This window comes from Microcoleus sp. bin38.metabat.b11b12b14.051 (assembly GCF_013299165.1).
Classification (GTDB): Bacteria; Cyanobacteriota; Cyanobacteriia; order Cyanobacteriales; family Microcoleaceae; genus Microcoleus.
The window spans coordinates 113,722-127,624 of sequence record NZ_JAAFKD010000015.1 but is presented as its reverse complement, the minus strand read 5'-3'; the positions used below and the strand labels follow the sequence as shown (position 1 = coordinate 127,624).

General features: G+C 47.4%; 9 protein-coding genes. 7 read left to right on the top strand and 2 right to left on the bottom strand.

Annotation, left to right across the window (positions count from 1 at the left end):
• Positions 1-326 precede the first annotated feature (326 nt).
• On the bottom strand, positions 327-530 hold the full coding sequence (locus QZW47_RS17350; protein WP_293129024.1) for a hypothetical protein: 204 nt from the start codon (positions 528-530) through the stop codon (positions 327-329).
• A gap of 411 nt (positions 531-941) precedes the next feature.
• Here QZW47_RS17350 and QZW47_RS17345 point away from each other — a divergent pair, with 411 nt between their 5' ends.
• The 4 genes from QZW47_RS17345 (at position 942) to QZW47_RS17330 (ending at position 4,877) form a co-directional block, all read left to right on the top strand.
• The gene (locus tag QZW47_RS17345) at positions 942-1,295 is read left to right on the top strand and encodes a hypothetical protein (RefSeq protein WP_293129022.1); all 354 of its coding nucleotides are present in this window, start codon (positions 942-944) and stop codon (positions 1,293-1,295) included.
• Positions 1,247-2,077, top strand: a complete 831-nt coding sequence (locus QZW47_RS17340) for a hypothetical protein (protein ID WP_293129020.1) — start codon at positions 1,247-1,249, stop codon at positions 2,075-2,077. Before QZW47_RS17345 ends, QZW47_RS17340 begins: the two co-directional genes overlap by 49 nt.
• Before the next feature lie 768 nt (positions 2,078-2,845).
• Positions 2,846-4,117: a hypothetical protein gene (locus tag QZW47_RS17335; RefSeq protein ID WP_293129019.1), complete on the top strand. Its 1,272-nt coding sequence runs from the start codon at positions 2,846-2,848 to the stop codon at positions 4,115-4,117.
• Positions 4,118-4,301: 184 nt separating this feature from the next.
• Complete coding sequence (locus tag QZW47_RS17330) at positions 4,302-4,877, top strand: TIGR04376 family protein (RefSeq protein ID WP_293129018.1); 576 nt, start codon at positions 4,302-4,304, stop codon at positions 4,875-4,877.
• Positions 4,878-5,158: 281 nt separating this feature from the next.
• Here QZW47_RS17330 and QZW47_RS17325 read toward each other — a convergent pair whose 3' ends face one another.
• A complete protein-coding gene (locus QZW47_RS17325) occupies positions 5,159-10,372 on the bottom strand; it encodes an SdrD B-like domain-containing protein (protein WP_293129017.1) in 5,214 nt (1,737 codons plus the stop codon).
• 461 nt (positions 10,373-10,833) lie between these two features.
• On the opposite strand from QZW47_RS17325, the gene mtnA reads away from it, so the two are divergent.
• The 3 genes from mtnA to QZW47_RS17310 are packed head-to-tail and all read left to right on the top strand — an operon-like array spanning position 10,834 to position 13,683.
• Positions 10,834-11,895 carry an S-methyl-5-thioribose-1-phosphate isomerase gene (gene mtnA / locus QZW47_RS17320; RefSeq protein WP_293129016.1) on the top strand — a complete coding sequence of 354 codons (1,062 nt, stop codon included), beginning with the start codon at positions 10,834-10,836 and terminating at the stop codon, positions 11,893-11,895.
• A gap of 4 nt (positions 11,896-11,899) precedes the next feature.
• Entirely contained in the window at positions 11,900-12,799 is a 900-nt protein-coding gene (locus QZW47_RS17315) for a type IV pilin-like G/H family protein (protein ID WP_293129014.1), read from the top strand.
• 14 nt (positions 12,800-12,813) lie between these two features.
• On the top strand, positions 12,814-13,683 hold the full coding sequence (locus QZW47_RS17310; RefSeq protein WP_293129013.1) for a sulfurtransferase: 870 nt from the start codon (positions 12,814-12,816) through the stop codon (positions 13,681-13,683).
• Positions 13,684-13,903 lie beyond the last annotated feature (220 nt).

Sequence of the window (13,903 nt, the reverse complement as noted above, 5' to 3'; positions counted from 1 at the left end):
AAAAAATCTGAGAGTTTTCGCTTAGTTTTTATCCCAGGTAGCACTCAAATGAATGGGAAAGCGATATTTTATTTAAGGACTGGTTAGGTGCAATATACTTACGTATATCGGTGATGATGCGGACAAATTTGATTCTAGCGAGCGCAGACAGTTGCAAAACAGTTCGCAGTAGATTAATCAGTGCCATGCTTGGTATTCTGTTGGATCGAAAAGTCTCAATTACACGTTACTCGATTCCCTGGCATCTGGTGAAAAATGGGTAGGTTAGAGCAGTGTGCAAAGTATTTCGATTTGTATTGCGTCATATCATGTGCGGTCAATTACCATCACAAAAATGGTTTGTAGTTTGCCCGAAAGTCCGTAGCCGGAGAGCGGACGCGAGCGTCCAAACGATCGAACAAACAGATCGCGCGTGCGGTTAATCCAGCGGACAGGATATCGCTGGTTGGCTCAAAACTGGCATCGATCGCGCGCCAGACCACCGTCCGCTCTTTTGTGGCGATCGCACAGCTCTCGATGCCTGTTGACATAAAATTATGTGTATGATATTAAAATAAGTACCGAATGTTTAAAAAAAATTAATGTAAAAATTCAATCTAAAAATTCACAATGGCGATCGAGCCTTTTGATTCAGTTGACAGTTAACTTGGGAGGGCGACCTCTGCCTGGTAAGGAAAAGGATTAAAGTGACGAACAGTCTGATTTTAATTTATCGCTTACAGGGATTTGCTTTCAAGCAATTCTTTATGGTAAAATTTCGTCATATAATTTTGATTCATCGCACCAACCCAGACAAATTTGAACGCAGAAACTAGATTGATTAAATTCATTGAGTGATTTCGGTTGAATTTTGCCAAACAGAAACCAGATTATTTGGTGCATCCTCTGCGGCCCACTATTAACAGAAATAATTTTACTTCGACGAGGACTAGCAGCGTCCGATGAACAAAAATCGACTAACAGCTAATGTCATTACCGGCTTAGTAACCTTAGCCTTAACTATTGTCCTGTCGAGTTATCGCCCAGTCGTTGCTCAAAATACTGCTGAAAATTCCCCAGCACCAAAGACAACCACCGCGCTTCAAGAATCCGCAGCCAAACCCGCAGAGATTGCCAAACCTTCACTCAAAAGCCCTCCCAGCACTGACAAGCCGACGGAAGTTTCCCTGGGTTTCTCTGTCCTCAACCTCGGTAGGATAAATCAAGCCGATGAAACTTTCGATATTAGCGGTTTCTTGTATGCAGCTTGGCAAGACAAACAGCCTTTGACCCGAATACGATTGGCGATCGAGTAGTTCGCTACACTCCCGAACAAATATGGGAACCAGCCTTAACAATTTTCAACTCTCAGTCAGCCACCAAAAGAGGTGCGGTGCAATTAAGCGCGCAACCCGACGGCACTGTCACTTATTTAGAACTGGTTAATGCAACGGTATCATCAACATTTGATTTGAGAAAGTTTCCCTTTGACTCCCAAACTGCCATGATGATCTGGGAACCTTTGTCTTCTGATAGCAAAGGTATCGTGTTTAAAGAAAATCCTACGGCGACTGGATATAGCAAAGATTCCTACGTTTCTTTGTCTGAATGGAAAATTCTCGGCATCAACCCCGCAGTCACTATCCAGAAAGCGGAAAACGAAGATAAAACTTATCCGCGATATACTTTTGCAATCAAACTGAAGCGTAATTATCAATTTTATATATTTAAGGTATTTGTGCCGCTGCTGCTAATTACGATGATTTCTTGGACGACTTTTTGGATCGATCCGAATACGGCTTTTGTCCCTCAGATGAATGTCGGCATTACCAGCATTCTTACGGCAATTACTTTTAATTTCACGGTGGCTAACTCTTTGCCGAGAGTGCCTTACATGACTTTGATGGACGCATACATATTTATCTGTTATATCTTTTTCTTCTCGTCAATTATGGCTACTGTAGTTTCACATTTCTGGCTCAAAAATCACAAAAATCCGGAACTCTCTATTGAGCTGCTGTGCAAATTGCGCTGGATATTCCCCTCAGCTTTTATCCTCGCTCAAGCTACCGCAATGACTATTTTCTTGGTAAGGTAAATCAAGCAATTCTAGAGTTGGCTGTTTTCTAGGAAAATTCGATCGCACTCAATATGTATAAATAAAAATTATATTATGGAAAAAACAATTTTTTTATTGTCATGTTACGAATCGTGTCTTAAAAAAAATTCCAAAAATTAATGAGAATAATTCTGATTAAGCCGACGTTTTTGCGAGCTTTGACACTTTATTACTGAATTGTGATGAAGCTATGGTACTATTAAAGTTATAGAATCTGGAGCTAGTTATTGCTATTAAGCAAACAAGCATATAAATTTAAGAGAGCTAAAAGTATGAAACCCTTATCCAGTCAGGAAACCAACGACCAACGGCGAGAGAAACCAGGTTTTTTGCGAGACAGTAAAAGTAAAGTTTTGTGTCAAAACCCGCCGCACCATAGGGCGTGGGGGGTTGACAAAAGCGGCAAAATGCGATGCAAAAGTGAGACGAAGCAAGACTAACAGCAGAGGAGTGAAAAAAGCTTACAACCGGTGACACAAAAGTCGATCGGGCTACAAGCAATCCCAGCGAAAAAAATGCAACGGCAAGCTGGCGCTTCAAACCCTGATGCAGTATATCATTTCCCAATCTCAAATCTCACGGGTGCCATCGAAAATGTTGTAAGTTCGCCCCGGACTAAAAATATGATGGCGGGTGAGATACAATTGACCTGTTCTGACCAAAGAATTGGTAAATATTAGAAGTATCCTGTAGAAGTCTGAAGTTGAGAACCTCAGGGTTGTCGGGGAGCGGGAGTAACATAAAACTATGCCTCAAAAAGTAATCGCCAAACAGATGTCTTTGGAATCATCGTCAGAGCCGATCGCCGTGAGCGCGACAGTCGAAACCGTGCCAGCCGAAGCAGTGGCAGTAGAGTCCTACGCCGATCGGTTGATGGACGAATTGTTTGAAGGAGTCGATCGAGCATTCGACGGCAACGGCACGCAGCCACCGGAACCCGTGGCGCCAGAATTTGTGGCGCTCAAGTCAATCTCGGTACCTCAAATAGTATTGTCGCAGTTGGCGCCAGAGCCTCAGCAAAGCGGCGCAAAAGACGTAGCAGCGATCGCCCGCCAAGTCGCCCTAGAAACAACCAAAAAACAACAGTCGAAACAATCATTCGACAAAATATTGCTCGGAGCAGCCTGTGGATCGCTGCTGCTCGTCTTGGGATTGTGGCTGGCAAGTAGGTCGGGACTCGTGCGCTTGCCCTCCGCCGGCATCCCGCAGGCGCCTGCTGCAAATAGCAAAAACCCACCAGACACCCAATTTGTCGAATACGTGCAACGCTCCCTAGTGGCGATCGAACAAAAGAAAGGGCCCCAGACTAACTCGCAACTTGCCGGAGTTCCCGAAACCGCCACCCCCGGAACACTGCCGAGCATTGCAATTTCCGGCGCGCCACCGGCAACCGCAGGTCTTTCGACAGCAGTCAACCGAATTGCTAATGCCCTAGAACAAGCCGCCTCCGCCCCCGGAGCACCAGCACCGCAAGTCGTAGTCATCCCGCCTCCGGCTCAGGTGACTGTGGCTCAGGCTCCCGCTGCTCCGGCTCAGGTGACTGTGACTCAGGCTCCGGCTGCTCCGGCTCAGGTGACTGTGACTCAGGCTGCTCCTCAAACGGCCTCGGTTTCCCCATCGCCTGCGGCCCCAGCTTCCGGTAGAGCGATCGCCGCGGCAGGCAGTCGCACTCCCCTCGCCACTTCCGGGTCCTCCTCGGAGTCTGTGCAGCCGAAGATTTTGGCTCGCGAAACCGAACCAGCACCAGCGCCGGCCGCTGGGCAATCCGCGCCCGCGCCCCAGCAGCAATCAACACCGGCTGCTGCTACCGCGTCGATTTCCGCCCACACGCTGGTGGGAATTTTGGAGTTGGGCAATCGATCGGCTGCTTTGTTTGAAGTAGACGGTGTAGCCCGCCGAATTTATGTCGGCGAAAGCATCGGCGCTAGCGGTTGGACTCTGGCAGAAATCAAAAATCAAGAAGCAGTTATCCGCAAGGGTGGAGACGTGCGATCGGTTTTTGTCGGACAGAAGTTTTAATTAGTTAGTTGACAGTTGACTGTTGACTGTTAACGGTTGACAGTTGACAGTTGACAGTTGCATTACCCTGAGCGTAGTCGAAGGATCAGTTAACCAATAACCAATAACCAATAACTAATAACCAATAACCAATAACCAATAACCAATAACCAATAACCAATAACCAATATAGGAATTATAAAAAATGGGCTTATTTGACGATTTCAGCCGCTTTCTCGAAACCAGATTAGAAGAATTTTTGCGGAGCAATCCCCATCTAGAATTGCAGGCAATAGAAGAACAACTCAAGGAACAAGAAGAAGACACCCTGCGACTGATTCTGGAAATTCAGAAACAAGAGAAAACACTACAAGCAGAAATTCTGTCCGCCGCCCAAGAAATTCAGCGCTGGAACGATCGAGCAAAAAAAGCCTCTTCAGCTCAAAGGCTCGACTTAGCTCAAGCAGCCCAAGAGCGCCAAGCCGCTTTGCTGCGTCAGGGAAATCAGCGTTGGGGACAAATGCAAGGCTGCAAAGAACGTATTGAAAAAGCTAAAGAATTGTACCGCCAAATTCAATCGCGGCGCAAAGAAGTCCGAGCCAAAGCAGCCGAAGCTGCAACTCGCACTACAACTAAAACAGAGCCGAATTGGGATACCAAGGGTTGGAATCAGAGTTCTAATTATACCAGTTTTAAGGCCGCAGACCCTCTCGAAGAAAAGTTTCAAAACTGGGAAGCTCAGGAAGAACTCGATCGCATGAAGCGCAATATGGGTCGATAGTTACGAAAGCCGGCCAATTCGCTAGGCGGGACTCACCCGCAACTCGGATGTTCTGTGGAAATATTTCTCATATTACTTGTGGTAACTACGGAATTATTTAACCACAGAGAACGCAGAGAGCGCAGAGGAAGAGGAGAGAAATTCATTATTCCGATGCTACCGGATTTGAGATCGACCCGCCAATGTCTCAGACTTGATATTAAATACAATTATCCGATTGTAGGGACGATTGATCGATCGTCCCTACAATATTCTAGCTTAGTTGATGGAGCGCGATCGCACTACAGAACCGCAAAATCTGTAGCCGTAATCAGGCTCGTCGGCACATTGCCCAGAGTTGCCAAAAGTTGACCGGAACTGGTAACTCGGATCAGAGTAGAACTATTTTCCGCCACAATGCTCAGTTGTGAGAAATTCAGACCGCCAATTAAGCTGATCGAATCCAGACCATCTTGAAAGTCTAAAATAGTCTCGGTGCCGAGGTCAAGACCTAAAATAAATCGATCGTTCCCAGTACCTCCAATCAGAGTATCATTCCCCTCATCTCCAAACAACCAATCATCGCCAGCACCGCCCAGCAAACTGTCCTCATCCTTGCCGCCGTAAATAGTATCGTTTCCAGCATCGCCGTTAACAGTATCCTGACCTTCATTGCCAAACAGCAAATCATTGCCCGAACCTCCGCAGATTTGGTCTTTTCCGCCAGCAGAACCGACAGGAAGACGGCTGCCAATATCCCCGTACACAGTATCATCCCCGTCGCCTCCGCAGACAGTATCGCTGCCCTGGTCGCCAAACAGCAAATCATTTCCCAACTCGCCCACAATTACGTCGTTGCCCTTACCAGCGCGTACAGTATCATTACCGTCACCGCCTGCGATCGTATCTTGACCTTCCTGACCGCTGAGAAAATCATTTCCTGCCAAACCGAACAGTAAATCGTTGCCATTGAAATCCGGGTCGAACGGGTTAAGAGTTCCCCCGTAGATAGTATCATTACCCTGGTCGCCAATTAAAGTATCGCTATTCTGGTCGCCAAAAATAACGTCATCATCTTTGCCACCGTAAACAACATCGTCATTCTTGCCGGCAAAGATTAAATCATTTCCAGCAACCCCATTGAGGTAATCATTGCCCTCATTGCCAAATAGCGTGTCCTTATCTACATTCGGGCCAACGGGGAAATCGCTGTTAAGTCCCCCGTAAATATTATCATTACCCCGGAACCCGACCAACAAATCATTGCCGTTAAAGCCGTTGATTTCGTCATTGTTATTAGTGCCGAGAATAATGTCATTGCCGTTAGTACCGTTGCGGGTATTCGTCACAGAACCGGGGCCGCGAATACTGCTAAGGCTGGGTAAAACAATTTGCGAACAAATGCAGTCAGCATCTTCTCCCGCTGGCGGTGGTGTTGGTGTTGGTGGTGTTGGTGTTGGTGCTTGCCCTAAAAAATTCCCAAAGTTAATATTGCTGGTATTAGTGCCACTGCTGACAGCAACAATATCAGCGGGATTGGCAGTAGTTCGAGTCCAACCAGGTTGATTAACTTCCCGAACTCGATAAGTTCCTGGGCCTAAATTAGCGAAACTATAGCCACCCAAGCTATCAGTTGAAGTATTAACTTCTCCAGCACCTAAACTGTCGTCACCGTTAGCATCAAGAAAGACTTGCCAGTTCGGCAATAGCGGTTCTTGAGCATCCAAAACCCCATTGTTATTGAGGTCATTAAACTTGCTGCCGGAAATGCTAATATTTTGGAAATTGCCGAAGTTAATTCCACTACGACTTTCGCCACTGCGGAGATTAATCGGTGCCGGATTCGTAGTAGTTTGCGTCCAACCAGTCCGCTGCACTTCCCGCACATTGTAAGTGCCTGCATTGAGGTTGGTGAAACTGTAATTACCAGAAGAGTCAGTGGTAACAGTAATTTCGCCCGAATCTAAAGAGTTGTTCCCGTTAGCATCAAGGAAAACTAGCACTCCCGAAACACCAGTTTCCCCCGCATCCTGAGTACCGTTGCCGTTGTCATCGTTGAATTTAATACCGCTGATGCTGCTTTGTTGGACGGGAGTAGGAGTGGTAACAGGAGTCGGAGCAGGAGCGGGAGTCGGAGCGGGAGTCGGAGTAGTAACGGGAGTCGGAGTTGGAGTCGGAGTCGGAACAGGTATCGTTTGGTTGCCAAAATTGACTGTAGCAAGAGTAGTTCGACCTGCTGGGATCGTTACTATAGCTGGGTTAGGAGTGGTTGGGCGACTGCCAGGTGGCACAACTTCCCGAACATTGTAAGTGCCACCTGGCACTAGCGGGAAAGCGAAAGCGCCATCGGGAGAAGTACCCGTAGTGACAGAAGTTTCACCCGCGTTGAGAATGCCGTCGTTGTTGGTATCGAGGAAAATCGTTACTCCAGGGACACCAAATTCTCCGGCTCCTGGAATGCCGTTGCCGTCAATGTCGTTAAATTTGTTACCAGTAATGAGGCTGAGAGTGGGGGGTATCGCTTGGTTGCCGAAATTGACTATAGCAGGAGCAGTTACACCTGCTGCCAGCGTGGCTGTAACTGGGTTGGAAGTTGTTGGGCGACTGCCTGGGGGTACAATTTCGCGAATATTGTAAGTGCCAGGGGACAAGTTGGGGAAAGTGAAACTGCCATCGGGAGAAGTACCCGTGATGACGGAAGTTTCGCCAGCATCGAGGATGGTGTTGTTGTTGGTGTCGAGGAAAATGGTTACTCCCGGGACACCAAGTTCTCCGGCTGTTTGAGTGCCGTTGCCGTCGATGTCGTTGAATTTAATCCCGGTGATTGTTCTGAGCCCTACAACGGGTATCGCTTGGTTGCCGAAATTCACTATAGCAGGAGCAGTTACACCTGCTGCCAGCGTGGCTGTAACTGGGTTGGAAGTTGTTGGGCGACTGCCTGGGGGTACAATTTCGCGAATATTGTAAGTGCCAGGGGACAAGTTGGGGAAAGTGAAACTGCCATCGGGAGAAGTACCCGTGATGACGGAAGTTTCGCCAGCATCGAGGATGGTGTTGTTGTTGGTGTCGAGGAAAATGGTTACTCCCGGGACACCAAGTTCTCCGGCTGTTTGAGTGCCGTTGCCGTCGATGTCGTTGAATTTAATCCCGGTGATTGTTCTGAGCCCTACAACGGGTATCGCTTGGTTGCCGAAATTCACTATAGCAGGAGCAGTTACACCTGCTGCCAGCGTGGCTGTAACTGGGTTGGAAGTTGTTGGGCGACTGCCTGGGGGTACAATTTCGCGAATATTGTAAGTGCCAGGGGACAAGTTGGGGAAAGTGAAACTGCCATCGGGAGAAGTACCCGTGATGACGGAAGTTTCGCCAGCATCGAGGATGGTGTTGTTGTTGGTGTCGAGGAAAATGGTTACTCCCGGGACACCAAGTTCTCCGGCTGTTTGAGTGCCGTTGCCGTCAAGGTCGTTGAATTTAATCCCGGTGATTGTTCTGAGCCCTACAACGGGAACAGGCTGTGCGGAAAATTCAGAGGTGTTGCCGGCTGCGTCAATTGCTGTGGCAGTGATTAATTGACCGGGAGCCACTGCTACGGGGAAAATTTGATTGAAAGTGGCGTTGCCGGCGGCATCAGTCGTTACTGTGGCAGAGCCGATTAAGTTTTGACCTTGGGTACCGGGGGGGGTGTTCGCGAAAAATTGCAGGGTGTAATTGGCGCTGGGAATGCTGTTGAATGTTCCCGCGACGGTGACGTTGCTGGCGCCGACGTTGGCGGTGGTGAGTACGGGGAAGTTTTGGAGGAGGTTTGCTCCGATGTCGGGATCGCCTGCATCGTTGGCGGTGATGCCGTTGTTGCCGAGATCGATGCCTATGCCGGCGTTGGCAAAGATCGAGTTGTTTTGGATGCGGTTGCCGGTGCCAGCGATAATATTTACTCCCGAACCGAGGTTGCTCGCGATCGTATTTCCTTGACCTATTAATGTACCGCCGATCACATTATTGCTTGCACCATCAGGAATCAATACCCCGGTAACATTGGGCAGCGCAGTCGTACCATCGACAGCAACGCCGATGAAGTTGCCGAACAAGGAGTTGCCGACAGTGGCGGCGCCAGTAAGAACGACACCGTTACCGTTGCTGTTGCCGGAAATAATGTTTCGAGTCGCTGGGAGCGTTCCACCAATGGTATTGTTGCTTGCACCTCCCCCAATGACTACGCCAACATTAGTATTAGGGACAGCGGTGGTGCCATCAAAATTAGTGCCGATGAAGTTGCCTGTCACAAGGTTGTTCGTGGAACCCTGATTGAGAATGGCAATACCGATATTGTTGTTGCCGGAAATCACATTTCCGGTAACAGTGTTGTTCAGTACGCTATTGATCGTGACTCCGCTGGCGTTGGGTAAGGCAGCGGTGCCTGCGGCGTTCGTGCCGACGTAGTTTCCCAGCACTCGGTTGCTTCCCGCAGGACTGCCAACGATGATGATGCCATCAGCACCATTGCCGGAAATCACGTTGCGATCGCCCGGTGCAATCCCCCCAATAGTATTAATGCTGCCACCATTCTGAACGGCGACGCCAAATAAGGCATTGGGCAAAGCTGCGGTACCTGTGGCATTTGTACCGATGTAGTTACCCGCTACGGTGTTGCCGTCGCTTTCGAGGGAGATGCCAGTGTTGCCGAAGCGGTTAATTATCAATCCCCGCAAGGTGCTGCCACCGCCACCGGCCAAGACTCGAAAACCGCTGACAGCACCTGCACCCGCTCCATTGATTTCGATCAGCGGGGTGCCGGCGAATCCCGGTTGGGTAGTGCCGTTGATGATTGTACGAACGTTAATGTTTGGTAAGATCGACAGTGGCGCGATCGTCTGTACGCCTGCACCGGGAATGTTGAAGTTAATATTATGCGGTGGTGCAGCCGCAGCATTTGCTTGAGTAATCGCATCTCGTAGCGAACCCGCCCCAGCATCATTGGTATTAGTAACCACAAACGTAGCCAAAGCGTGCGAGTAACTTGCCATTACCTCCGGCTCGATCGCCAATCCCGCCTCAATCACTCCAGTAGCGTATTCAAGTAACCAATTTCCGCCTTTTTGGGCACTCCCGGTAATATCAGCAGAAGCAGCAATATTAGCTTTTGTTAACTTGCTCAGCTTTTGTACAAAAGCTTCTCCTTTTTCGCCCGCCGCTACGTTACATCCGTATAGCAGAATTTCCCATCGATTTTGAATTGAATTGACAGACGACGAAAACCACCGTTTCAAACAGTCGCGATAGGTTTCTAAATTGTCGGAATTAAGGCTAGTTTTCCCTAGCTGCAAACTTCCCGGTTCCCCGTGAGAAATAATGTGAACGCTTTCTATACCTTTGCGACTTTGCAGCGCTTCGGCAATTTGTTCGATGCCGTCTCGCGCCCGATCGACTAAAATCACCTCTATCCCCGGTTTCACACCGGCAGCCAGACTTTGCCAATCTTCAACCGCTGAATCTACGAATACTATTTGTAAGTTTTTCATAATTACCTTTCCCCATGCACCTAAGTAGGTTTTCAAGATGTTGTCTCCGTGCGATCGCCCGAACTTCCTGCCTCCGACACTCAACCAAGTAAAAACTTGACAATTATCTGATTTTGTGATTTTTTTTGAGATAAAAACTTAGTCGATCGCACTTTTTCATTCTCAACTTAAAAAAGGCTGACCCCACGTACAACTAGCTTGTTCCCGATTCCCGAAATTATTCAAAAAACGTAAGTATTATTTATACAACTTAATGTTAATTTTTTTACTCAGTACAAATTTCCGAAAAAGAATGCAAATCTACGCAAGTTCCAAACCCAGAGAGTAGTAAGTATCCAGCAATTATTCAATCTCAAATCGCGGGAGTAGGGTTTTGGCAAATCCAGCGTCTGCCTCATAACATAGAGGAATAGGCGCCTTCATGGCATCATAGAAACTTGTCCCTCACATCACCGAAATCGATGACAGCTCAAAACTCCCCAGTTTCCCCCGTCACCTGGAAAGAAGACCGAGTGCTGCTAATTGAGCAAAACCGACTGCCGAAAGAATACGTTACAGTCGAAATTACCAGCTCTCAAGATATGGCTGAGGCGATTAAAACTATGATCGTTCGAGGTGCTCCGGCGATCGGGGTAGCAGCAGCTTACGGGATGTATTTGGGGGCGCGAGAAATCGAAACGGGCGATCGCACGGAATTTCTCGCTAAACTAGAACAAGTTGGTGAATTATTGCGATCGACTCGTCCCACAGCCGTTAATTTGTTTTGGGCAATATCCCGAATGCTCAAAACAGCAAATCAAACTAGCGGTTCTGTCGAACAAGTCCAAAAAACATTGTTAGAAATGGCTATAACCATTCAAGCAGAAGACTTGCAAACTTGTAAAGATATCGGCGACCAAGGTTTAAAAGTTCTGCCCGCAACACCCGAAAAATTGAACTTGCTGACTCACTGCAATGCCGGTGCATTAGCCACAGCAGGCTACGGTACAGCATTAGGTGTATTTCGTTCCGCTTGGCGAGAAGGCAGACTCGGCAGAGTTTTTGCAGACGAAACTCGCCCCCGTCTCCAAGGTGCCAAACTCACCACTTGGGAATGCGTGCAAGAAGGAATTCCCGTCACATTAATAGCCGACAATATGGCCGCACACTGCATGAAACTCGGCATGATTCACGCAGTAGTTGTCGGTGCAGACAGAATCGCTGCTAACGGCGACGCCGCCAATAAAATTGGCACTTACAGTTTAGCAATTGTTGCCAAAGCTCACAACGTCCCCTTCTTTGTTGCCGCTCCTTTGTCCACAATTGATTTTGAACTTTCCGATGGCAGCCAAATCCCCATCGAAGAACGCGATCCAATTGAAATGTATCAAGTTGGAACTACGCGAATTTGTCCAGAAAAAGTAGAATTTTACAATCCAGCTTTTGACGTAACTCCGGCAGCATTAATCTCGGGAATTATCACCGAACACGGCACGGTTGCTCCTGGGAATTTGAAAAAGTTTCAAGCCAAACAATTAGTTTAATTGTATGTTTCTCAACCGCTCAATTTACCAGCGAGTTCGGAATTTTAGCAGGATTGATAGCCACCGCAACTGGCAGAGTAGAGTTGTGTTGACAACTCTGATCCTGCCAGTTTTTTTGATTGCAGCCGCCGAGGCTCAACTTCCAAATGCCATGACGAAATCTCCGGCAGAAATCATTAAATCTATGGAATCTCCAGCCAGAAATATTGTTGACGCCATGAACAAAGCTCAGCACGCCTACTATCTAGAAAATGCTGGTTTTACAAGTTCTGTTGCCAATCTAGCTATTGGCACCCCAGCTCAAACTAATAATTACAGCTATTCAATTAGCATGGGTAACAAAGCTGTATTTAATTATGGGATATCGCGGCAACCCAATCTCACAAGTTTTGTAGGCGGAGTATTTTTGATAGGAAACAACATCCAAAGAATTCTGTGCGAAGCCTCTGTTGCGGGTACAGCAAGACCAGCTAATCCTATCAATAAAAATGGCGTTTTAACTTGCGGTGCAAATACCGCTATGTCTCAACTTGCCAACCAACCTATTCAGACCAACGCAGCAGACGCAAAACAATATCTTAGGGCACTGAACAGAGCTCAGCAAGCCTACTATATAGAAAGGGATAGTTTTACAAGTTCTATTACCAATTTAAATACTGGTGTACCTCCTAAAACTGACAATTATAGCTACTCAATTAGCACGGGGAACAAAGCTGTATTTAATTATGGGATATCGCGGCAACCTAACCTTAAAAGTTTGGTGGGCGGCGTATTTGTGATAGGAAACGCTACCCAAACAATCTTGTGCGAAGCGTCTGTTGCGGGCAGAGCGATACCAGCTAATCCTACGAATAAAAATGGCGTTTTAGCCTGCGGTGCAAATACGACAAAAATTTCTCAATAAATTATCTCGAATTTATGTGTAATTTGTCCGATAATTGGATACTAAGCGCAGATTTAGCTAAGGAATTGCTGTCAGGAGGTGCTACTCTGCTCGATGCTCGTCAACCTATTTTAAAGTGGTTTTGCCCTCTCCCATCAGCTATTCCCGTAACTTGGCAGCAATTTTCGCGATCGCACTTTCCGCATCAAGGCCAAATTATCGAAGATGACACAATCTTAACAGAAAAACTGCAAGCGCTGGGAATTTGTCAAGACCTACCTGTCATCGTCATCGCCGATTCAGTGAAAGGGTGGGGCGAAGACGGGCGAATTGTTTGGATGCTGCGAACTTTGGGACACGAAAAAGCCGTTTTTGTAGATGGAGGATATCGAGCTTTAGTCAAAGCTGGAATTGCTCAAATAAAAGGTGCAAATCATCCACCGCAGCCGGGAGACTTTATCGTATCTCGCCGCTCGAATTGGGAAATTCAGCAAGATGAGTTAAAAGCTATTTTAAGTAATGCTAATTTAGTAGTTATTGATGCAAGAGAGCCGCGAGAATATGCAGGAAAAACGCCTTATGGAGAACAGCGGGGCGGCCACATTCCCGGCGCGGTTAACCTTTATTACAAACAGTTGATGGACAAGCAGGGACAACTGCTGACTCGCGGCGAAATAGTCGCTATTTTGCAGCATAAAGGTGTTTCGCTGTCAACTCAACTTGTGAGTTATTGTAGTGGGGGAATTAGGTCTGCATGGTTGACTTGTGTCTTGACAAATGCTGGATTTAATGCTAAGAATTATCCAGGTTCAATGTGGGAATGGTCGGCTGCGCCTGCTGATAGATATCCGTTGGAAAAAAGTCGTAGGGTGCGGAGCGTCGATTTGAGATTTATAGGTTTGTAGTGAGGACTTCAGTCCGCATCAAAATCTGAGGGATTCTGTCGTAGTCGTAGGGTGCGTCAGCTTGGAGCTTTTAAATCGTAGATGAAATAACTATAGCTGACGCACCCTACAGTTGGATTTGCCGTCGTAGGTGCCTCAGCTTGGAGCTTTTAAATCGTAGATGAAATAACTATAGCTGACGCACCCTACAGTTGGATTTGCCGTCGTAGGTGCCTCAGCT